Genomic DNA, 19,825 nt, shown 5'->3' on the forward strand with positions numbered 1-19,825 from the left:
CCCCCGCCCGCCCCCCGGGGGCCCCGGGGTACGCCGGGGGGCGCAACCCACCCCCGACCCCTCCCTTGCAGGGAGGGGAGTATGGAGGAGCGGGAGCCTCACAAACGGCATTGCAGCTGGCCCCCGGCCTTCGCCGGGGAACTGGTTGGGACGAGCGGGTAGGGGCGGCGAACCGCGTGCGGCGGCCTCTTCTCTCCTACGCCGCAGCGCCTCCAAATCATGCTGCATTGCAACTTTCGCAACTCGCATCTTTGGTTGCAGAGAGTGCAATTGCCGTCGCGTCAGGGGCACGGCACCGGCTATTCGCGCGTTGTTGCGCGGCGGGCAAAAACGCGCTTATAGGCACCCGCCTTTCCCCCTCCCCGGACGAGGATTTCCTGTGGCCAAAGCACCGGCACGCAAAACGACTGAACCCGCAAAGACCAACCGCGAGCGGCCCGAAGAGCCCAAGCGGTTCGAGGCTTCGAAGGAGCAGCTGCTCGAATTCTACAAGCAGATGCTGCTGATCCGCCGCTTCGAGGAGAAGGCCGGCCAGCTCTATGGCCTCGGCTTCATCGGCGGCTTCTGCCACCTCTATATCGGCCAGGAAGCCGTTGCGGTCGGCCTGCAGTCCGCGCTCGACGGCGAGAAGGACTCGGTGATCACCGGCTATCGCGACCATGGCCACATGCTCGCCTATGGCATCGATCCCAAGGTCATCATGGCCGAGCTGACCGGTCGCGCGGCGGGCATCAGCCGCGGCAAGGGCGGCTCGATGCACATGTTCTCGACCGAGAAGAAGTTCTACGGCGGCCACGGCATCGTCGGCGCGCAGGTGTCGCTCGGCACCGGCCTGGCGTTCGCGCACAAGTATAACGAGGATGGCGGCGTCGCCATGGCCTATTTCGGCGACGGCGCGTCGAACCAGGGCCAGGTCTACGAATCGTTCAACATGGCCGAGCTGTGGAAGCTTCCGATCATCTATGTGATCGAGAACAACCAGTACGCCATGGGCACGTCGGTCAACCGCTCTTCGTCGGAAGACCAGCTCTATCGTCGCGGCGAGAGCTTCCGCATCCCCGGCATCCAGGTGGACGGCATGGACGTGCTCGCCTGCCGAGGCGCCGCCGAGGAAGCGCTGGCCTGGGTCCGCGCGGGCAAGGGCCCGATCATCCTCGAGATGAAGACGTACCGGTATCGCGGGCACTCGATGTCCGACCCTGCGAAATATCGTTCGCGTGAAGAGGTCCAGTCGGTCCGCGACAAGTCGGATCCGATCGAGCAGGTCAAGCGCGAGCTCGAGGACATGAAGGTCACCGAGGCCGAGCTGAAGGCGATCGAGGCGGAGATCCGCAAGGTGGTGAACGAGTCTGCCGACTTCGCCGAGCAGACGCCCGAGCCCGATGCTTCCGAACTGTATACCGACGTGCTGGTGGAGTCCTACTGAGATGGCGATCGAACTGAAGATGCCGGCGCTGTCGCCCACCATGGAGGAGGGCACGCTCGCCAAGTGGCTCGTCAAGGAAGGCGACACGGTGAAGTCGGGTGACATCCTGGCCGAGATCGAGACCGACAAGGCCACGATGGAGTTCGAGGCGGTCGACGAAGGCACGATCGCGAAGATCCTGGTCGCCGAGGGCACCGATAACGTGAAGGTCGGCACCGTGATCGCGACGATCGCGGGCGAGGGCGAGGATGCCTCCGCGGCTCCGGCACCTGCTGCTGCGCCGGCCCCGACGCCTGCGCCTGCCGCGGCGGAGCCGGCTGCCGGCGAGGATGGCGGGCCGAAAAAGGCCGACAGCGGCACCAAGCAGCTCGCCAGCGAGAAGGCCGCCACGGTCCAGGACCCGGCGATCCCCGAGGGCACCGAGATGGTCAAGGTGACCGTCCGCGAAGCGCTGCGCGACGCGATGGCCGAGGAGATGCGCAAGGATCCGCGCGTCTTCGTGATGGGCGAGGAAGTCGCCGAGTATCAGGGCGCCTACAAGGTGACCCAGGGCCTGCTCGAGGAGTTCGGCCCGAAGCGCGTCATCGACACGCCGATCACCGAATACGGCTTTGCCGGCCTGGGTGCGGGTGCGGCGATGGGCGGGCTCAAGCCGGTCATCGAGTTCATGACCTTCAACTTCGCGATGCAGGCGATCGACCACATCGTGAACTCGGCGGCGAAGACCAACTACATGTCCGGCGGCCAGATGCGCTGCCCGATCGTGTTCCGCGGTCCGAATGGTGCCGCTTCGCGCGTGGGCGCGCAGCACTCGCAGAACTATGGCCCGTGGTACGCCAGCGTCCCCGGCCTGATCGTGATCGCCCCCTATGACGCGCAGGACGCCAAGGGCCTGCTCAAGGCGGCGATCCGCTCGGAAGACCCGGTCGTGTTCCTCGAGAACGAGCTGATGTACGGCCGTCACTTCGAGATCCCGCAGCTCGACGATTATGTCCTGCCGATCGGCAAGGCGCGTATCGTCCGGGCGGGCAAGGACGTGACGATCGTCAGCTACTCGATCGGCGTGGGCGTTGCCCTGGAAGCCGCCGACAAGCTGGCAGGCGAGGGCATCGACGCCGAAGTGGTCGACCTGCGCACGCTGCGTCCGCTGGACACGGCTACCGTTCTGGAGAGCCTGAAGAAGACCAACCGCCTGGTGGTGGTCGAGGAAGGCTGGCCGGTCTGCTCGATCGCATCGGAAATCGCCGCGGTCGTGATGGAGCAAGGCTTCGACGACCTCGACGCGCCGGTGCTGCGCGTGACCAACGAGGACGTGCCGCTGCCTTACGCGGCGAACCTCGAGAAGCTGGCGCTGATCACCGCCGACAAGGTGGTCGCGGCAGTGAAGAAGGTCACCTACAAGGGCTGATCGGCTTCATAGCGAACACGGAAAAGGCCGGGGGAGACCCCGGCCTTTTCTTTTGCCAGCCCGGTCGAGGGAGAACGACCGGCAGGCGCGAAGCTTTGACGCCTAGGTTTCGAGATAGGCCTGGCCGGCGGAGCACATCGACGGGCTGACGCCGCTCACCTTGTAGATACCGCGCGGATGCGTCGCGGCGTTGCCCAGGCTGCTGTCGTCGGTGGTGTCGCGGCGATCGCGCACCATCATCGAGGCGATCTCGTTCAACTCGCTGGTCGGCGAGAGCGAGGTCTTGATCAGCGGCGTGTACTGGAAGCGCACTTCGACGAACATGGTCACGCCATTGTCGGGTGCCGCGACCTGGCGGGTCGAAGGCCCAACGCCGGCCAGGTTCTTGTCGCCCTGGGCGCCATAGGTCGAACCCAGCGAGGTCTTGTCGCCCTGGCAGCGCTGCCAGCGGATGCGCGACTTGCCGGAGTTGCTGGGATCGGGCTCGATGCTCGAAATGGTCACGCGGCCATTGGCGAGCAGCTTGAGCTCGCCCGACTGCAGGTCCGCGCCGGTGAGCAGGTCGTTGATGTCCGCCTCGCTGATCGTCTTGGCCTGGAGCTGCGTGCCCGAGCCGATACGCGCGGCATTGTCCGCGAGGTGAAGCGCGATCTGGCTCACCCGCATCTTGGTGATGATATAGTTGGTCAGCTCGGCGCCAGTGAGGCTGAGCGTCAGCACGATCGGCAGCGAGAAGGCGAATTCGAGCAGCGCGACGCCGCTCTTGTCATCCCGGAAACGCCGCAGCAGGCGAGGAAGGGCCGATACGCGGCTCATGGGCAGTTCCTCACGGTGGGAGCGCCCTGGTCGCCATAGGGCTGGTTGCGCAGCACGGTGGAGGCCGTAACCGTGGTCTGGTTCGAGCCGCCGATGATCCGGTAGATCGGGAAGAAGCGCGGATAGCTGACCGACACGGTGTAGACCACCGCATCCTTGGCGCCGCCCGCCCCGCTGTTGCCGCCGCTCGAATCCCATTTGTTGTTGCCGTTATTGTCTTCGTACAGCTCGCCCGGCGTGCCGCCCGAGGGACCGTCGCAGGTGCCGTTGCCGTTGGTGTCGGTGAAAGGCTCGAACTTCGCGGCCGCGGCATTGCTGAAGGTGCGATACCATTTGCGAGTGATCGCCACCGTGCCGTTATTGGCGAGCGCCTTGGCCTGGCCGGTCACCTTGGCATCGAGCGTGGCCTGGGTATTGACGTCGAGGCCGCTTTCCAGCGTTGAATCGCGCGCGACCTTCTGGACCACGCCCTGCAGCGCCGCGCGCATGTAGAGCGTGTGAGCCACGTCGAAGGCGCCGAGCAGCAGGATGCCCATGACCGGGGCGATCATCGCGAACTCGACGATCGTCGCGCCGCGCTCGTCCTGAGCAAGACGGGGAAGGGGGCGCCGGATCATTTGGTGAGCCTCAACTGCGAGATCTGGTCCGCGATCGAGCGGAACTTGTCCTGCAGGTCCTTGGAGCTGGTTGCCTTGAAATAGCGGCCGGTGGTCGCGCAGTTGGTGAGGCGCGTCTCGGTGGACGCGGCAAGGTTGCCGAAGGCGATCACCCACAGCGTGATCTTGCTGTTCTTCACTGCCTCGCACAGCGCGGTGTAGCGCGCGTTGACCTGCGTGGTGAGCGTGCCGGTGTCGGTGCAGCCATCGGTCGGCGCCGAGGAGGCATCCGTCGTGCGGCGGTCGAACCACGACACGCCATAGGCGGTATAGTTGTCGGTGCCGGTGCAGGTGTCACCGTCGGTCATGAAGATCAGGTGGCGCTCAATCTCGCCGCCCTGCGGGGTGTAGGCGTTCTCCGACTTGAAGATGCCGGTCGGCGAGAGCAGGCGCGCGCCCCAGAGCAGGCCGATGTCGTGATAGGTGTTGCCTTCGGGCGTGAGGCTGTCGACATAATCGTCGAAATCGCTGGCGGTCCAGGACTGGAGCTTCTTCGCCACTGTCGGGCAGGCGTAGTAGGACGTGTTGTTATAGATCGCGTCGGTGTTGTTCACCGCCGCCAGGTCATAGCTGCCGCCGTTGCGCGCGCCGGTCTTGCGCGTGAAGATCATGCCGGGAAGCGCGGGGCCCCAGCGCGTGGCATCGGAATCGGGCACCGAATCGATATCGAGATCCTTGGCGCCGCTCGGGATCGGCTGATAGGTGGACTGGCGCACGGTGGTGCGCTCCTCGATGCACCCGTCCCAGGTAAGCGTGGTCTGCGCGCCGCCCGCGCCGATCGGCAGGGTGAAGCTGGCATTCCAGTTCGTACCGTTCTTCAGGCCCGAGATCGTCTGGCTGAGCGCGCCATAGTTCCACTTGGCGGCGGTGCCCGACCAGTTGCGATAGCGATAGGTGCAATTGCCCCAACGATCACGGCTGTCGATCGTGTACTGACGCGATTCGGTGTCTTCCGGTATGTTGCCGCACGAGGTGGATTGCTGGCTGGTCCAGTTGCCCCAGTTGCCCGAGGGCGTGTTGGCGAGCTTGCGCGTCTGGTAGGTCCAGCTGTCCGGCATCCACTCGGTCTTGAGCAGGCGGCCGACATTGACGTTGGTGGCATAGGGCACGAAGCCGAAGCGGATCTGCACCTGGTTGCCGGTGCCGCCGCTCGGCGCGCCGCCTTCGCAGGTCGCATCGGTGTCGAGCCGCGCGACGATCTCGTAGAAGCATTTCACCGCGGTCTTCAGGCCGATGATCTTCTTGGTGCCCTTGCCGTCGTCCTGATCCATCGAGCCCGTGGTATCGAGCACGAACATCACATCGGTGTTAGGCAGGCGCATTTCGGCGTCGCAGGTGACGCTGAGCGTCTCGGAGGTCTTGCCGAAGATGCGCATCAGCGTCATCGGCAGCACGGCCGACGCGGTGCCGCTCACCTTGCCGGCATTCTCGCTGAACGCCTTGGTGACGGTGCCGGCGCCGTACGCGTCCTTGTTGTAGTTCGCGTCGAAATAGTTCTTCGCGGTTACCTCGGGGAAATTGGCGGTGCCGTTGACCGTCTGCGCCCAGGTGCCGCCGCCCATCGTCTTGCGGCCCGCGAGCGCGCCCGCATCGCATGCATGTTGCAGACGCGTCTTGACGATGTACATGCGGCTGATGTCGATGCCGCCGCCCACCATGCCCGCAAGCGGGATCAGCGCGATTGCCATGATGGCAAGCGTGTTCGCACGCGTATCACGTGCCAGCGCGCCCAGAAAAGCGCGTATCGAACCACCCGCAATCGGCCGGCCGTCACTCATTTTTGCGCCCCTCATCCCCCGACAACGAGACTGCTTGGCTCAGTTGTCGCTAAATACGTATAAATCCGGAAGGTTAATGCGGGCCTTAAAACCGTTGGGACTCGCGGCATGAACGGGATCGTGGAGCAGCCGGAACGAGATCTGGCACTGAGCTATGCACCGATTGCCGGCCGCCCGGGCCTGGTGGCCTTGCTCGCGCTGGACGACGCACTGGCACAGCTGCTGCGGACTACTCGCGAGCCGGCGGTCGGCCAGATGCGGCTGGCTTGGTGGCGCGAGGCGCTGGAGAAGCTCGATCGCGCGCCGGCGCCCGCAGAGCCGGTGCTGCGCGCGATCGAGGCAGAGGTGCTGCCGCGCGGCGTTACCGGCGCGTCGCTGGTGCCGATCGTCCATGGCTGGGAAGTGCTGATCGAGGAGGAAGTGCTCGACGCCGATGCGATCCAGCGCTTCGGCGAGGGGCGCGGGCATCTGTTCCTTGCCGCGGGCGCGCTGCTGGGCGCCAAGGGCGACCCGTTGGCAGTCGCGGGGCAGGGCTGGGCGATCGCCGATCTCGGCCGGAACCTGGATGCGGAGGACGAGAGGGCGACTGCCCGCGATCTCGCGGTTCCGCTGCTTGCCAAGGCCAGCGGCGCGCGCTGGAGCCGGGCGGGACGCGCGCTGGGCGCGCTGGCGCATCTGGCGCGGATGGACCTGGCCGAGGCACCCCAGGCGGCAGGCGCGCCGGGGCGCGTCGGCCGTCTGCTCTGGCACCGGCTGACTGGACGCTGACCCCGGTGCCGCGTTAGCCTCGCTCTTCTCAGAGGGGAGAGCGGAAATGTGGCGCTATCTGGTGGGAGCGGGCGGTGCACTGCTGCTGGTCGTGGCGGGTCTTTTCCTGTTTCGCGGGTCCGCCAGTACCGGAAACAGCCTTCCAAAGGCGCCCGTGGCGGCAATCGCGTCCGAAACGGAGCAGGATGTTCCGGGGGAGCCGCCGAGCGCCGCCGCAAAGACGCGCGAGCAGAAGCGGTTCGACCGGATCGACAAGGACAAGAATGACGGCATCAGCAAGGACGAGTTCTTCGCCCTGCGCCGCAAGCTGTTCGCCCGGCTCGACACCGACCGGGACGGGAAGCTGAGCTTCGAGGAATGGTCGGTAAAGGCGGTGGAGCGCTTCGCCGGGGCGGACAAGGACAAGTCAGGCGTGCTGACCCGCGCCGAATTCGCCACCACCGCCGTGAAGCGCAAGCCCAAGCCGCGCTGCGTCTGCGCGCCCGCCGGAGCGAAGGCGCAGGCGCCGGCGGCTCAGGACGCTGCGGACGACAGCGAGGGCTGAGCCATCCAGCCGGTCTTCGCCTCGCGGGCGCGATCGGTGTACATCAGCTTGCGATCGGCCTTCTTCGTCTTGCCCGGGATCGGCGGGAACAGGCCGAAATTGACGTTCATCGGCTGATAGGTCTCGGCTTCCGCCTCGCCGGTGATGTGCGAGAGCAGCGCGCCCAGCGCCATCTCGCGCGGCGGCGCGGTCAGCGTCTCGCCGGCGAGCTCGGCCGCGGCGAAGCGCCCGGCGAGCAGGCCGATCGCCGAGCTTTCGACATAGCCTTCGCAGCCGGTGATCTGGCCGGCGAAGCGGATATGCGGCGCGCTCCGGAGACGGAGCTGGCCGTCGAGCAGTTCGGGCGACTTGATGAAGGTGTTGCGGTGGAGGCCGCCCAGGCGGGCGAACTCGGCATTCTCGAGCCCCGGGATCGTGCGGAACAGCGCAACCTGCTCGGCATATTTGAGCTTGGTCTGGAAGCCGACCATGTTCCAGAGCGTGGCGCTGGCATTGTCCTGGCGGAGCTGGACGACCGCATAGGGCCAGCGGCCGGTCTTCGGGTCATCCAAGCCGACGCCCTTCATCGGGCCGAAGCGGAGCGTTTCCAGCCCGCGCTCGGCCATGACCTCGATCGGCATGCAGCCTTCGAAATAGGGGACATCCTCCCACTCGCGGAACTCGGTCTTCTCGCCGGCCATCAGGGCGGCGTGGAAGGCGTAATACTGCTCCTTGGTCATCGGGCAGTTGATATAGTCCTTGCCCGTGCCGCCGGGGCCGACTTTGTTCCAGCGCGACTGGAACCAGGCCACGTCCATGTCGATCGAGTCCCGATGCACGATCGGGGCGATCGCATCGAAAAAGGCGAGCTGGTCCTTGCCGGTGGCGGTGCCGATGCTCTCGGCCAGGCCGGGCGCGGTGAGCGGTCCGGTGGCGACGATCGTCAGACCGCTCTCGGGCAGCTTGTCGATGCGCTCGCGGACGATCTCGATGTTCGGATGCGCCATCAGCGCGGCGGTGACGCCGTCGGAGAAGCGGTCGCGGTCGACGGCGAGGGCGGAGCCGGCGGGGACCTTGTGGATGTCGCCCTGCGCCATGATCAGCGAGCCGAGGTCGCGCATTTCTTGGTGGAGCAGGCCAACGGCGTTGCTCTGGGCGTCGTCCGAGCGGAAGCTGTTCGAGCAGACCAGCTCGGCCAGGCCCTCGGTCTGGTGCGCCGGGGTCATCGTGCCGCCGCCGCGCATTTCGGAAAGGCGGACCTTGAAGCCCTTGTTGGCCAGCTGCCATGCGGCTTCCGAGCCGGCCAGGCCGCCGCCGATGATGTGAATGTCGTGCATGGGGACGTCCGGTAGCGCCAAGCTTGGCAATGCGCCAGTCACACGGCATCAGGGGCGAATGGACCGCACCCGTATCGACCCGCTCTTCGCGCTCGCCCTGATCGCCGGCGCCACCTATTACGCCAATGTCTGGCTGGCGGCGGGCGGGACCGCCGCAGTGGTGTGGAAGGGCGCGGGCGTCGCGCTGCTCGCCTTCTGGGCGCGCGGCAAGGCGGCAAGCGGTGACGGGCGGGTGCTCGGGGCCGTGCTGGCGCTGGGCGCGCTGGGCGACGTGCTGCTCGAGCTGCAGGGCATGGCGGCGGGCGGGCTTGCCTTCCTCGCCGGGCATTTCCTCGCTTCCTATCTCTATCTGCGCCACAAGCGCGTACCCGCCGCTCAGTGGATCGCGCCGCCGGTGGCGATGGGCATGGCGCTGCTCGCCTGGTGGGTGTTCAAGGGCGGCTATCAGGTCGAGCTGCTCGCTTTCTACGTGTTCGGCCTGTCGCTGATGGCGGCCTCGGCGATGCTCAGCCGGCTCGGCACGCTGGTCGCGGCGGGCGCGCTGCTGTTCTTCGTGTCCGACTGGCTGATCTTCCTCAACGAAGGGCGGATGCTGCCGCCGCTGGTCGCGTCGCTGCTGGTGTGGCCAACCTATTTCATCGGCCAGGCACTGATCGCCTGGGGCGGCGTTCATACCCTGAACCAGGAGATGCCCACGGCATGAGGATCTTCACCATCGGTTATGAAGCGACGACGATGGACGAGTTCATCGCGGCGTTGCGCAAGGCCGGGGTGGAGCGGGTGATCGACGTGCGGGCGGTGCCGCTGTCGCGGCGGCCGGGCTTCTCGAAGAACATCCTCGCGGCGAGCCTGAAGGACGCGGGGATCGACTATGTGCTGCTCAAGAACCTCGGCACGCCCAAGCTGGGCCGCGACGCCGCCAAGAAGGGCGATGTGAAGACGCTGCGCGGCGTCTATGCCGGCCAGCTCGAGCTGCCCGAGGCACAGGCGGAAGCGGCGAGGATGCGGGCGCTGGCGGCGGAAAAGCCAAGCGCATTGCTCTGTTTCGAGCGCGATCCGGCCCATTGCCACCGCACCCTGCTGCTCGCCGCGGAGGGCGAGGGTGCCGAGGTGGTGGATCTGTTTCCCTAGGGCCCGGAAAGGCCGGGGCGGCCGTAATGTCAGGGGGAGATTCGGCCGCCCCGTAGGTTTGGGGGACCGGCGTCACAGAGGGGCAAGGCGCCGGCCCGCTCCCCTCTGCCGGCCGGGTCTTGCAGCGGTGTTTCAGTTTGTTGCGCAGTGCCTCAGGCTGTTACGCTGGCCTCGACGCTCGGCAGCGCGAAGCTGAACATCGCACCGCCCTCGGGCCGGTTCTCCGCCCAGAGCCGCCCGCCATGCGCCTCGACGATTGTGCGGCAGATCGGCAGGCCGAGGCCGGTGCCGCTTTCCTTGGTGGTGCGGAACGGCTCGAACAGATTGTCGAGGATCGCGTCGCTGAGGCCCGGGCCGGAATCGGCGATCCGGACGATCACCTCATGTTCCTCGGTCCGTGCCGTCACACTGACTTCACGCAGCGGGCTATGGCTGGTCGCCTCGACCGCGTTGCGGATCAGGTTGGTCAGCACCTGCTCGATCTGGAGCGCATCGCCGATCAGCTCGGCCTCACCGGTGTCGCAGTCGCACTCGATCGTCACTTCGCGCGAGACCTTGAGCTGGCGCACCGCGGTGCAGGCGGTGCGGATCACGCGATCAAGATCGAGATGCGCCTGGTTGACCTCGCCGGTGACGGTGAAGGAGCGGATCTTGCGGATGATGTCGCCGGCCCGCAGCGCCTGCACCCGAGCCCGGTCGAGCGCGTCGAGGATGTCATGATCGGGATCGCCGCGCGAGCGGGTGAGGTAGCGGCAGGCCTCGAGATAGTTGGTGATCGCCGCCAGCGGTTGGTTCAGCTCGTGCGCCAGCGTCGACGCCATCGCGCCCATCGCGTTCAGGCGGGCGAGGCGGAGCAGCTTCTCATGCGCCTCGCGCAGCTGCGCCTCCGCCTCGATATCATGCGTGATGTCGATGATGAGGCCGAGCAGCCGCGGCTGGCCATTGTGCGGATCATAGCGACCCTGCAGCGTCACCCAGCGGATCTCGCCATCGGCCATGGTGAGGCGCAGCGTCATGTCGAGCGGCCCCTGGGTTCGCCGCGCATGGACGATCGCCTTGCGCAGCTCGATGACCTGATCGATCCCGAGCCGATCGGCGACATCCGCCAGGCGATATTCGCCCTCGTGCCATTCGAGCCCGAACAGGCGCGCGCTTTCCGGCGAATGGCGCGAGCCGCCACGGATCAGATTGATCTCCCAGACCCCCACGCCGGCGGCTTCCTGGGCAAGGCGGAGCAGTTTCTCGCTTTCCTCGAGCGCGCGCTGGGCGGCGATGCGGCGCGACACGTCGAGGATCACCACCGCGATATAATCCGGCGCGCCGTCGCCCGCCCGCACCATGTTGGCGGTGCAATGCACCGGACGCAGCTGACCATCGGGCAGCCGCAGCATGCGATCGTCCGAATAGAGCGGAATTTCACCACGGGCGAGCGCCTGGATGCCTTCCTCGGTCGACGGCCATTGCTCCGCGGTGCCGACCTTGCGGCAATTCTGCCCGAGCAGCTCATTGCGGGGATAGCCAGTCATCTCGCAGATCCGGTCGTTCACTTCGAGGAAGACGCCCTCGAGCGAGAGGCGGGCGACGCCCACGCCGGCCTGCTCGAACACGGCGCGATAGCGGCGCTCGGCCTCCTCCAGCCTGCGCCGAGCCTCCATCTCGGCAGTGATGAACTCGCTGGTTATCACGACGCCGGCGATCTGGCTGTCTTCGTCGCGCCACGGGTGGAAGCTCCAGCGGACATAATCGACAGTGCCGTCCGGATGATGCAAGGCATCGCCATTGCCCGAAAGCGTCTCGCCCGCCAGCACGCGCGCATATTGCTGCCGACGCTCCGGAGCGCAGGTCGGAAAGACCTCGAAATGGCTGCGCCCCTCTATCGACACGCCCTCGGGCAGGCGGAAATCGGTGATGAAGCGCTTGGACGTGGCGACGAAGTGCAGATTCCGGTCGAGGATCGCCACCGCCGAAGTCGCATCGCGAACCATGTTGGTCAGGTTCAGCCGCGCGATCTCCAGCCTGCGCGCCGCCAGGCTGAGCTTGTCCTCCGCATGGCGCTCATCGGCATAGGCAGCCAGCAGGAATATGGTCGCACAGGTCACCGCGACGAATATCTGGGCTAGGAGCTGGCGATGGTCGGACGCCGCAGTGGAGAAGGGGCCGGTTTCGATCTCGGTGCTCCACAGCACGATCAATGCGCTGATCACCACCGACGTCGTCGCGCCCCGCAGGTGCCATCCCAGCGCGGCAAGCACCAGCGGTGGGAAGATCGCCCAGCTCATCGGGCTGCCGGTCGTCGTAAGGAAGGCATGGGCGGCGATGGCGCCGCAGAACAGCATGACCGCGACGAAGCCGACCCAGCGCAAGGGCGACCAGCGCTCGCGCGGCGGCGTCGCCCACACAAGCACCAGCGGCGCCACAAGGATCATGCCAAGCCCTTGCTGCGCGAACCTGTCAATGAAAGTAGCCGGTTGCCCCACCACCGTCGCGCCAAGCGCGACTATCGTGGCCGCGACGAGCGAGCCGGCAACCGCGGCCAGGAAGATCCAGAGGATCGAACGCGGATCAAGCAGTTCGTTCGGGTTGATGCCACGGCGCTTGATGAGCATCGCGGTGACCAATGCACCGAGCGCCAGCCCCAATGCGCGGAAAAGCTGTTCGATCAGCGGGAAGGGAGACTGGAACAGCCAATAGGTGAGCAGCACCGCCACCGCGAGCAGTGGCCAGAATCGCGTGCTGGTGAGCAGCAATCCGCCGACCGAAACGCCGATGGCGAGCCCGATGGGAGGGCTATGGCCGGTAGAGCGATGCCAGAGAGCCCAGGCGATGCAGCCGGCCAGCGCACCGACGAACAGCTGCAGCGCCGGGAGCACCGACGCAAACCAATTCTCTGGCAGACGCTCCCTCACCGTTGCCAAGCAAAACTCCGCGCAAAGCGTAGCCAATCCAGGATGCTGACAGCGATGTAAATCCGTTAATTAACGGAGCGGTTCCGTAATATTCGATCAAGCAGCGGCTTTTCTGCGTTCAGCCATTTCCTCGTTGAGCATTTCGGCAAGCAGGAACGCGAGCTCCAGGCTCTGTCCCGCATTGAGGCGCGGATCGCAATGCGTGTGGTAACGATCGGCCAGGCCCTGCTCGGTGATGTCGATCGCGCCACCGGTGCATTCGGTGACATTCTGCCCCGTCATCTCGGCATGGATGCCGCCGGCGAACGTGCCCTCCGCACGGTGCACGGCGAAGAAGCCGCGGACTTCGGCCAGGATGCGATCGAACGGACGGGTCTTGTAGCCGTTCGCGGCCTTGATGACGTTTCCGTGCATCGGATCGCAGCTCCACACCACCGGATGCCCCTCGCGCTTCACCGCACGGACGAGCTTGGGCAGTCCGGCCTCGATCTTGTCGTGGCCATAGCGGGTGATCAGCGTCATCCGGCCCGGTGTGCGGCTCGGGTTCAGCGTATCGAGCAGGCGCAGCAGCGCGTCCGGCTCCAGGCTGGGGCCGCACTTCATGCCGATCGGGTTGCCGATGCCACGCAGGAACTCGACATGCGCCGACCCCTCGAACCGCGTGCGATCGCCGATCCACAGGAAGTGCGCGGACGTGTCGTACCAGTCGCCGGTCAGCGAATCCTGGCGCGTCATCGCTTCCTCATAGGGGAGCAGCAGCGCCTCGTGGCTGGTGTAGAAGCTGGTCGCCTTGAGCTGCGGCACGCTGTCCGCATCGATACCGCAGGCGGCCATGAAGTCGAGCGCCTCGCCGATCCGGTCGGCGACATCGGCGTACTTCTTCGCCCAGGGGCTACGACCCATGAAGTCGTGGGTCCATTTATGGACCTGGTGCAGATTGGCATAGCCGCCCTGTGCGAAGGCGCGGAGCAGGTTGAGTGTCGCCGCCGACTGCGAATAGCCCTGGAGCATTCGCTGCGGGTCGGGGATGCGCGCCTCGGGGGTGAAGGCGATGTCGTTGACATTGTCGCCGCGGTAGGACGGCAGCTCGACGCCGTTGATCGTCTCGGTATCGGCCGAGCGCGGCTTGGCGAACTGGCCGGCCATGCGGCCGAGCTTCACCGTCGGCAGCTTCGAGGCGAAGGTGAGGACCACCGCCATCTGGAGCAGCACGCGGAAGGTGTCGCGGATGTTGTTCGGGTGGAACTCGGCGAAGCTCTCCGCGCAATCGCCGCCCTGGAGCAGGAAGGCCTCGCCGCGCGACACCTTGGCCAGCTCGCTGGTCAGCTCGCGCGCCTCGCCGGCGAAGACGAGGGGCGGGAAGGAGGTCAGCTGGTTGGTCGCCGCGTCGAGCGCGCCCTGATCGGGGTAATTGGGCAGCTGGCGCGCCTCGGCGGCCTTCCAGCTCGAGGGGCTCCAGCTTGCATGCATGTCATTCTCCGCTTCGCGCACAGTCACATTCCAGTCGGCATGGCCGGCAATGCCATGCGCGGCGATCAGGTTCGCCACCTTGGCATTGGCGCGCTTGCCATCCTTCTCCCAGCCCTGGACGGTAGAGCCCGGAATATCGAACCAGGCGCCAAAGGCAGCGCGGGTGAGGGAGCGTTCCTCGCGGAAGCGGCGGATCTTGGTGCCTGCAAGTGTCGTCATAGTGCAGGCGCCTTACCCCCGCTGGGTAAAATCCTGCAAGCGAAAAATTTCCCCAGCAGGGTAATTCATGCGCACTTGCAGTCGCCACGGTCTCTGATAGCCTCGCATACGCCGGAATCGCAGGCCGGCAGCGACGCGGCCATGCGTCGCAAGGAACGTACATAGCGGCACGCACCGTCCGACGGCCCAAAGGGCGCGGACCGGGAAGCGCGCTGCGACAGGAGAGGCAGGAAGCTCAGCGGGAGAGTTTCGTGCCCAAAGTTCTTTTGCGCGTACCCAGTCTCGAAGGAAGTGCCCGGTGACCGCGGTTGCCTGGGTGGAAGCGCTCGCGGCGATGCTTGCCGCCGGGCTGGTAGCCGGGTTCGCCGGCGGGCTTTTCGGGATCGGGGGCGGATTTGTCGTCGTGCCGGCACTGTTCGCGGTGCTGCCGCTGCTGGGCGGCAGCCCGGACGAACTCGCGCATGTCGCGATCGGCACTTCGCTGGCCACGATCGTCGCGACCTCGATCCGCTCGGTCCACGCCCATGCCAAGCGCGGCGCGGTGGACTTCGACGTCCTGAAAAGCTGGGCGCCGTGGATCGTGCTCGGAGTCGGCGGCGGCGTGCTGCTGGCGGCACGGGTGCCGGGCGCGGGGCTGGCCGCGATCTTCGGCACCGGCGTGCTCATCATGGCGCTGCACTTCCTGTTCCCGCTGCTCGCCGAGCGTCAGCTGGCGACTGCCATGCCGGGCGGTGCCGCGCGGGCGGGGATCGCGGGCGGGCTTGGCGCCTTTTCCTCGCTGCTCGGCATCGGCGGCGGCACGATCGCGATCATCGTGATGACGCTGTGCGGCAAGTCGATCCACCGCGCGATCGCCACAGCCTCGGGCATCGGCGCGATCATCGCCATTCCCGGCGTGATCGGCTTCATCGCGATCGGGCTGGGCAAGCCTGGGCTGCCGTTCGGCTCGCTGGGTTTCGTCAACCTGCCGGCGGCGCTGGTCGTCACCTCGACCACGCTGATCTCGGCGCCCTGGGGCGTCGCCGCCGCGCATGCGCTCAGTCCGTCGCTGCTGCGCCGGATCTTCGGATTGTACCTCGTGCTGATCGGGATCGTGATGATCCGCAACGGACTCAAATGATGGAGGCGAAGATGGTCGAGCTTTCGAGAAGGACGCTGATCCGCGGCGGTGCCGCAACCGCGGCCTGCGCTGCATTCCCGCCGCGCCTTGCCCATGCTGCGGCGGGGGCCGAAGCGCCGCTGTTCGGGCCGGCGGCGGATATCGCGCTGCTCTCGCGCAACGAGAACCCCTATGGCCCCGCGCCGAGCGCGATCGCGGCGATCGCCGAATGGTCGGCCAAGGGATGCTATTACGCCGACACCGCCGCCAGGAAGCTGACCGCGATGATCGCCGAGCGCTTCGGGGTGACGCCGGATCATGTCGCGCTCGGCAGCGGCTCGACCGAAGTGCTGAGCGCGGCGGGGCTCGCGCTGAAGGGCAAGGGCGCGATCCTGTGCCCCGAGCTGTTCTGGGATACGACCGCGCTTTATGCCGAGGCCAAGGGCGCGAAGCTGAAGCGGGTGGCGCTCAAGCCCGATCTCGACATCGATCTCGATGCGATGGCGGCGGCGGTGGGACCCGATGTCGGGCTCGTCCATATCTGCAACCCGAACAACCCGACCGGGCGGCTGCTCGACGGCGATGCGATGCGGGCGTTCGTCCGCAAGGTCGGGCCGAGCGCGACGGTGCTGGTCGACGAAGCCTATATGGAGCTGACCGACAGGCCCGACTACAGCTCGGTCTCGGCGCTGGTGAAGGAGGGGCACAACCTGCTCGTCTGCCGCACCTTCTCCAAGATCTACGGCATGGCCGGGCTGCGCGTCGGCTTCGCGATCGGCCAGCCCGAGACGATCGCGACGATCCGGAAATACGAGATGAGCTTCGGCGGCAATACCGCAGGGCTGGCGGCGGCGATCGCCTCGTACAACGACACCGCCTTTACCGGCTTCTCGAAGAACCGGATCCTGGAAGGGCGCGGGCTGATCCTCGATGCGGTGAAGAAGGCGGGACTGACCGCCGCGCCGAGCCAGGCGAACTTCGTCTATGTAAAGGTGCCCGATGCCGATGCGGTGCAGAAGGCGATGGCGGCCAAGGGAATCCAGATCCGCGGCGCCTATGGCAAATGGTCGCAATGGTCGCGCGTCTCGACCGGAAGGATCGAGGACGTGAAGCGCTATGCCGCGGCGCTGCCGGAGGTGGTGGGAGCCTGATCGCGGGGAGGGCGGGGCATGCCCGGCTCAGTCGGGCAGTGTCTCGCCCAGCTTGTCGTACTGCAGGCTGATCCCATGGAAGCGGGAGCCATTATCCTCATAGCCGTCGAGATAGATGCCGTGCTCGGTATGGAGCAGACGCGTGCCGGCGCCGTCTGGTTGCAGCTCGATCGAGCACAGGCTCACCGAGATCGGCTTGCCGTTCAGCTTCATGCGATAGGCATAGACGATCCGGCTGTCGGGCACGATGTCGTGATAGGAGGCGTCGAAGCGAGTGACCGTGCCGCTCTTCCAGTGGCCCTCCAGATGCTCGGTGCCGCCGACCCGGAAGTCGAAATGGCGATCAACCATGTCCCAAAGTTCGTTCGGGCCAGAGAACCAGCGCGCCTTGCCTTCCTCGCTGGCGAAAGCGGCGAAGACCCGGGCCGGGGATTGCTTGAAGCGGCGCTCGATGACGAACTTGTCGTGGACGGCTTCGGCCATGCTCAATTCTCCTGATCCTCGGCGTCGAGGAATTTGGCGAGGCGATCGTAACGCGCTTCGGTCGCGCGGCGGCGCTCGATGATCCATTGCTCGACCGCCGCAAGGGCGAACGGCTCGAGGGTGCAGGTGCGGACGCGGCCCTGCTTCTCGGTGCGGACCAGCCCGGCGCCCTCGAGTACCCGGACATGCTGGAGGAAGCTCGGCATCGCCATGGTGAAGCCGGATGCGAGGTCGCTGACGCTGGCCGGGCCGTCACCCAGCCGCTCGACCACCGCCCGACGGGTGGGATCGGCAAGCGCGCCGAAGGCAGCGTCGATTTGGTTAGGCATACACCTAACTAATCTTCACCACCCCGGTTGGGCAAGCGGAAATCAATAGCCGGCGGCGAGATCGACTTCGTTGCGGAGCGGACGCCCCTCGACGAACGCATTGATGTTCTCGACGAACAGGGCCGCGGCGCGGAGGAACATGCGCGTCTGGCTGCGGCCCGACAGGTGCATCGAGTGGATGACGTTGGGCGTGGTCCACAGCGGATGCTCGGGCGGCAACGGCTCGGGCGTGACAGTGTCGAGAAAGGCGCCGGCGATGCGCCGCTTGGTGCAGGCCTCGATCAGCGCGTCCTGGTCGATCAGCTCGCCGCGACCGACATTGATGATCCAGGCGCTCGGCTTCATCGCCGCCAGTTCCTCGGCGCCGATCATCGCGCGGCTGGCATCGGTGGACGGAGCGGCCAGGAACACCCAGTCAGTCTCGGGCAGCAGCGCGCGCCAGGCATCCGGGCCCACCGTGCCTTCGGCACCTGAACGAGTGACGCCGGTCACTTCAACGCCGAAGGCCTGCAATCGCTCGCCGATCAGCCTGCCGATCGTGCCATAGCCGATCACCAGCGCCTTGCTTTCGAACAGCTCGAGCTTGCCCGGCGCGTCCGTAGGCCATTCCTGGCGATCGGCGGCGCGGATGACCTGGTCGAAGCGCTTGGCGGCGACCAGCGCGCCCATAACCGCATATTCGGCGACGGTATGCGCATTGACCCCGCTGCCATTGGTCACCCGTGTGCCGCGTTCGCACAGCAGCGCGGTGTCGAGCACATCGAGCCCGGCATAGAGGGTCGACAGCCATTGGAGCCGCGTCGCCGCGGCTACGTTCTCCGCCCAGATCTGCGGATTGTTGTGATCGAGCCAGGCGATATCGGCATCGGCTACCGCGGCGCGCGCTTCCTCGGGCGTAGCGAACCAGGCGATATCGAGGCCCGCCGGCAGTTGCGGCTCGACGAGTGGCCGGGCGAGCGCGGGGAGGACGGCCTTCATCGGCCGAGCCCTGTGCCCGCCGGCTCCAGCTGCTCTTTCCGCATCGCCCTGCTCCTAACCACTCAGGCCCGTATTTGGCGAAAGCAGGCGGGGGGATGCAAGGGCAACTGCGAGAAATCCGGCCGCCCGATACGGCCTATTGCCGGATCACATAGCTGTTGAAGATGCCGTCCAGTTCGCGCTTCTGCCGCTCATTGGTGGTGCGGGTCAGCTGGACGCAGGCGCTGAGCGCAATATTGTCGCACTTGTTCCTGACACTCTCCTGCTCCTCGGCATGCCTCGCATAGGCCGCGTCATAGGCCTGCTTATAGCCGGGCTTCATGTCGAGAAACGGCTGGTACCAGTGGATCCAGCGGTCGATCTTGTTGCGCGCCTGCTTGGCGGCGAATTCAGCTTGCGCGAGCCTGCGCGCGGCCTGGAGATAGCGCTCTTCCGCCACTTTGTAGTTCTTGTAGAAGCGCAGCGGAACCAATGGTCCCAGCAAAGGGTCATCGCCAGGCTTATTGCTTTCCGCCGCCTCCTTGGCTGCCTTCGCCGCCCGGAAGCGCTCCGAGGCACGATCGGCAGCCTTGCGCAGCTCGTCGATCCGCCGGAAGGCATCCTCCAGCCTGGCGTGGAGCGCATCGACATTGTCATTGACGATGATGTCGTTCTCCATCCGCTCGATGATCACGCCAATCTCGGCTATCGGCTTATCCACGCTTCCGAGCTCGGGTTGCGGCTGCACAGTCTTGGCGACAGCGTGGATCGCCAAGCGATAGGCAGCGAATGCCTCGCCATAGGCGGCGACCGCGCTGACGTCTTCGTTCTGGTCCTGGGTTGCCCGCTCGAGGCGTTCGCGGCGCCGCTCCTCGACATCTTCCCGGGCAATTTGCCCGGCGGAGGGCGCAGGCGTCGCAGCTGCGCGGTCGCTGCCCTGGCCGGACCTTCGTGCACCCAGTCCGGCACCACCTGCACCGTCCGCGCTGCCCGTAACGCGATAGCGCCGCACGACCTCGTTCATGCGGAGGACGATCGCCATGCAGGCGGCGGGACTGGTCGCCGCTTGTGCCGCATCGTAATCGAGCTGCAGCTGGTCGTTGACCTCAGAAGGCGTGGAGGAGGGCAGCGCCGAAATATCGTCCGCCGCCTGCTGCAGCGCCGCCGCGCAGTCCTGCATCGGGAGCGGCGCGGCTCGCGCCGCATCGGGAGCACTGCCCTGTGCGACGACGAGGAGAGCCAGAAACGCGGACAGGCGGGAGAGACGGGTGTGGTTCGATCGAGGCATGGACGGCCCTGCGGTGAAAGTTCACCCCGCCCTTGTGATCTGCCGCCACCAGAAGGAACGTCGCTGCGACAAAATCGGCG

At 66.5% G+C, this 19,825-nt stretch carries 18 protein-coding genes; 8 read left to right on the forward strand and 10 right to left on the reverse strand.

All coding sequences use genetic code 11. The annotated features are described in order from the left end of the window. The first annotated feature begins 379 nt into the window (after positions 1 to 379). On the forward strand, positions 380 to 1,426 hold the full coding sequence (gene pdhA, locus AAHM44_RS12890; RefSeq protein WP_269575289.1) for a pyruvate dehydrogenase (acetyl-transferring) E1 component subunit alpha: 1,047 nt from the start codon (positions 380 to 382) through the stop codon (positions 1,424 to 1,426). Between the two features lies 1 nt (position 1,427). Then, entirely contained in the window at positions 1,428 to 2,834 is a 1,407-nt protein-coding gene (locus AAHM44_RS12895; RefSeq protein ID WP_269575290.1) for a pyruvate dehydrogenase complex E1 component subunit beta, read from the forward strand. Between the two features lie 102 nt (positions 2,835 to 2,936). Here AAHM44_RS12895 and AAHM44_RS12900 read toward each other — a convergent pair whose 3' ends face one another. Genes AAHM44_RS12900 through AAHM44_RS12910 form a run of 3 tightly spaced genes read right to left on the reverse strand, consistent with a single transcriptional unit; the run spans position 2,937 to position 5,994 of the window. After that, positions 2,937 to 3,650 carry a TadE/TadG family type IV pilus assembly protein gene (locus AAHM44_RS12900; protein ID WP_269575291.1) on the reverse strand — a complete coding sequence of 238 codons (714 nt, stop codon included), beginning with the start codon at positions 3,648 to 3,650 and terminating at the stop codon, positions 2,937 to 2,939. Further along, positions 3,647 to 4,267: a TadE/TadG family type IV pilus assembly protein gene (locus AAHM44_RS12905; protein WP_269575292.1), complete on the reverse strand. Its 621-nt coding sequence runs from the start codon at positions 4,265 to 4,267 to the stop codon at positions 3,647 to 3,649. Before AAHM44_RS12905 ends, AAHM44_RS12900 begins: the two co-directional genes overlap by 4 nt. After that, entirely contained in the window at positions 4,264 to 5,994 is a 1,731-nt protein-coding gene (locus AAHM44_RS12910; protein ID WP_342250228.1) for a pilus assembly protein TadG-related protein, read from the reverse strand. The genes AAHM44_RS12905 and AAHM44_RS12910 overlap by 4 nt, the downstream gene beginning before the upstream one ends. A 198-nt stretch (positions 5,995 to 6,192) precedes the next feature. Between AAHM44_RS12910 and AAHM44_RS12915 the strand changes: the two genes are divergently transcribed. Both AAHM44_RS12915 and AAHM44_RS12920 read left to right on the forward strand, forming a co-directional pair. Then, entirely contained in the window at positions 6,193 to 6,852 is a 660-nt protein-coding gene (locus tag AAHM44_RS12915; RefSeq protein ID WP_342250229.1) for a squalene/phytoene synthase family protein, read from the forward strand. 46 nt (positions 6,853 to 6,898) lie between these two features. Beyond that, on the forward strand, positions 6,899 to 7,396 hold the full coding sequence (locus AAHM44_RS12920; RefSeq protein ID WP_342250230.1) for an EF-hand domain-containing protein: 498 nt from the start codon (positions 6,899 to 6,901) through the stop codon (positions 7,394 to 7,396). On the opposite strand, the gene trmFO is transcribed toward AAHM44_RS12920, so the two are convergent. Continuing rightward, a complete protein-coding gene (gene trmFO, locus AAHM44_RS12925) occupies positions 7,366 to 8,712 on the reverse strand; it encodes a methylenetetrahydrofolate--tRNA-(uracil(54)-C(5))-methyltransferase (FADH(2)-oxidizing) TrmFO (RefSeq protein ID WP_269575296.1) in 1,347 nt (448 codons plus the stop codon). The genes AAHM44_RS12920 and trmFO overlap by 31 nt on opposite strands. Before the next feature lie 58 nt (positions 8,713 to 8,770). On the opposite strand from trmFO, the gene AAHM44_RS12930 reads away from it, so the two are divergent. Further along, complete coding sequence (locus tag AAHM44_RS12930; RefSeq protein ID WP_342250231.1) at positions 8,771 to 9,415, forward strand: lysoplasmalogenase family protein; 645 nt, start codon at positions 8,771 to 8,773, stop codon at positions 9,413 to 9,415. Next, positions 9,412 to 9,843 carry a DUF488 domain-containing protein gene (locus AAHM44_RS12935; protein ID WP_269575298.1) on the forward strand — a complete coding sequence of 144 codons (432 nt, stop codon included), beginning with the start codon at positions 9,412 to 9,414 and terminating at the stop codon, positions 9,841 to 9,843. The genes AAHM44_RS12930 and AAHM44_RS12935 overlap by 4 nt, the downstream gene beginning before the upstream one ends. Positions 9,844 to 9,995: 152 nt before the next feature. Here AAHM44_RS12935 and AAHM44_RS12940 read toward each other — a convergent pair whose 3' ends face one another. Together AAHM44_RS12940 and AAHM44_RS12945 are read right to left on the reverse strand one after the other, a co-directional pair. After that, the gene (locus AAHM44_RS12940) at positions 9,996 to 12,713 is read right to left on the reverse strand and encodes a PAS domain S-box protein (RefSeq protein WP_342250232.1); all 2,718 of its coding nucleotides are present in this window, start codon (positions 12,711 to 12,713) and stop codon (positions 9,996 to 9,998) included. Between the two features lie 132 nt (positions 12,714 to 12,845). Next, positions 12,846 to 14,219: a class II 3-deoxy-7-phosphoheptulonate synthase gene (locus AAHM44_RS12945; RefSeq protein ID WP_184168277.1), complete on the reverse strand. Its 1,374-nt coding sequence runs from the start codon at positions 14,217 to 14,219 to the stop codon at positions 12,846 to 12,848. A 553-nt stretch (positions 14,220 to 14,772) separates the two neighbouring features. Between AAHM44_RS12945 and AAHM44_RS12950 the strand changes: the two genes are divergently transcribed. Then, complete coding sequence (locus AAHM44_RS12950; protein WP_269576456.1) at positions 14,773 to 15,558, forward strand: sulfite exporter TauE/SafE family protein; 786 nt, start codon at positions 14,773 to 14,775, stop codon at positions 15,556 to 15,558. 11 nt (positions 15,559 to 15,569) lie between these two features. After that, a complete protein-coding gene (locus AAHM44_RS12955; RefSeq protein ID WP_342250233.1) occupies positions 15,570 to 16,688 on the forward strand; it encodes a pyridoxal phosphate-dependent aminotransferase in 1,119 nt (372 codons plus the stop codon). Between the two features lie 27 nt (positions 16,689 to 16,715). On the opposite strand, the gene AAHM44_RS12960 is transcribed toward AAHM44_RS12955, so the two are convergent. The 4 genes from AAHM44_RS12960 to AAHM44_RS12975 all read right to left on the reverse strand — a co-directional run bounded on the left by AAHM44_RS12960 (position 16,716) and on the right by AAHM44_RS12975 (position 19,745). Beyond that, on the reverse strand, positions 16,716 to 17,171 hold the full coding sequence (locus AAHM44_RS12960; protein WP_342250234.1) for an SRPBCC family protein: 456 nt from the start codon (positions 17,169 to 17,171) through the stop codon (positions 16,716 to 16,718). Between the two features lie 2 nt (positions 17,172 to 17,173). Further along, positions 17,174 to 17,500 carry an ArsR/SmtB family transcription factor gene (locus AAHM44_RS12965; protein ID WP_342250235.1) on the reverse strand — a complete coding sequence of 109 codons (327 nt, stop codon included), beginning with the start codon at positions 17,498 to 17,500 and terminating at the stop codon, positions 17,174 to 17,176. A 42-nt stretch (positions 17,501 to 17,542) separates the two neighbouring features. Beyond that, a complete protein-coding gene (locus AAHM44_RS12970) occupies positions 17,543 to 18,478 on the reverse strand; it encodes an NAD(P)-dependent oxidoreductase (protein ID WP_342250236.1) in 936 nt (311 codons plus the stop codon). Between the two features lie 136 nt (positions 18,479 to 18,614). Next, a complete protein-coding gene (locus tag AAHM44_RS12975; RefSeq protein ID WP_342250237.1) occupies positions 18,615 to 19,745 on the reverse strand; it encodes a hypothetical protein in 1,131 nt (376 codons plus the stop codon). Between the last annotated feature and the right edge of the window lie 80 nt (positions 19,746 to 19,825).

This window comes from Sphingomonas sp. OTU376 (assembly GCF_038440415.1).
In the GTDB taxonomy this organism is placed as follows: domain Bacteria; phylum Pseudomonadota; class Alphaproteobacteria; order Sphingomonadales; family Sphingomonadaceae; genus Sphingomonas; species Sphingomonas kyeonggiensis_A.

Bases quoted from the DNA above. Each gene is read 5' to 3' on its own strand.
- AAHM44_RS12895 (WP_269575290.1), top strand. From the start codon at position 1,428: ATGGCGATCGAACTGAAGATGCCGGCGCTGTCGCCCACCATGGAGGAG.
- AAHM44_RS12900 (WP_269575291.1), bottom strand. From the start codon at position 3,650: ATGAGCCGCGTATCGGCCCTTCCTCGCCTGCTGCGGCGTTTCCGGGAT.
- AAHM44_RS12905 (WP_269575292.1), bottom strand. From the start codon at position 4,267: ATGATCCGGCGCCCCCTTCCCCGTCTTGCTCAGGACGAGCGCGGCGCG.
- AAHM44_RS12910 (WP_342250228.1), bottom strand. From the start codon at position 5,994: ATGGCAATCGCGCTGATCCCGCTTGCGGGCATGGTGGGCGGCGGCATC.
- AAHM44_RS12915 (WP_342250229.1), top strand. From the start codon at position 6,193: ATGAACGGGATCGTGGAGCAGCCGGAACGAGATCTGGCACTGAGCTAT.
- AAHM44_RS12920 (WP_342250230.1), top strand. From the start codon at position 6,899: ATGTGGCGCTATCTGGTGGGAGCGGGCGGTGCACTGCTGCTGGTCGTG.
- trmFO (WP_269575296.1), bottom strand. From the start codon at position 8,712: ATGCACGACATTCACATCATCGGCGGCGGCCTGGCCGGCTCGGAAGCC.
- AAHM44_RS12930 (WP_342250231.1), top strand. From the start codon at position 8,771: ATGGACCGCACCCGTATCGACCCGCTCTTCGCGCTCGCCCTGATCGCC.
- AAHM44_RS12935 (WP_269575298.1), top strand. From the start codon at position 9,412: ATGAGGATCTTCACCATCGGTTATGAAGCGACGACGATGGACGAGTTC.
- AAHM44_RS12945 (WP_184168277.1), bottom strand. From the start codon at position 14,219: ATGCATGCAAGCTGGAGCCCCTCGAGCTGGAAGGCCGCCGAGGCGCGC.
- AAHM44_RS12950 (WP_269576456.1), top strand. From the start codon at position 14,773: ATGCTTGCCGCCGGGCTGGTAGCCGGGTTCGCCGGCGGGCTTTTCGGG.
- AAHM44_RS12955 (WP_342250233.1), top strand. From the start codon at position 15,570: ATGGTCGAGCTTTCGAGAAGGACGCTGATCCGCGGCGGTGCCGCAACC.
- AAHM44_RS12960 (WP_342250234.1), bottom strand. From the start codon at position 17,171: ATGGCCGAAGCCGTCCACGACAAGTTCGTCATCGAGCGCCGCTTCAAG.
- AAHM44_RS12965 (WP_342250235.1), bottom strand. From the start codon at position 17,500: ATGCCTAACCAAATCGACGCTGCCTTCGGCGCGCTTGCCGATCCCACC.
- AAHM44_RS12970 (WP_342250236.1), bottom strand. From the start codon at position 18,478: ATGAAGGCCGTCCTCCCCGCGCTCGCCCGGCCACTCGTCGAGCCGCAA.
- AAHM44_RS12975 (WP_342250237.1), bottom strand. From the start codon at position 19,745: ATGCCTCGATCGAACCACACCCGTCTCTCCCGCCTGTCCGCGTTTCTG.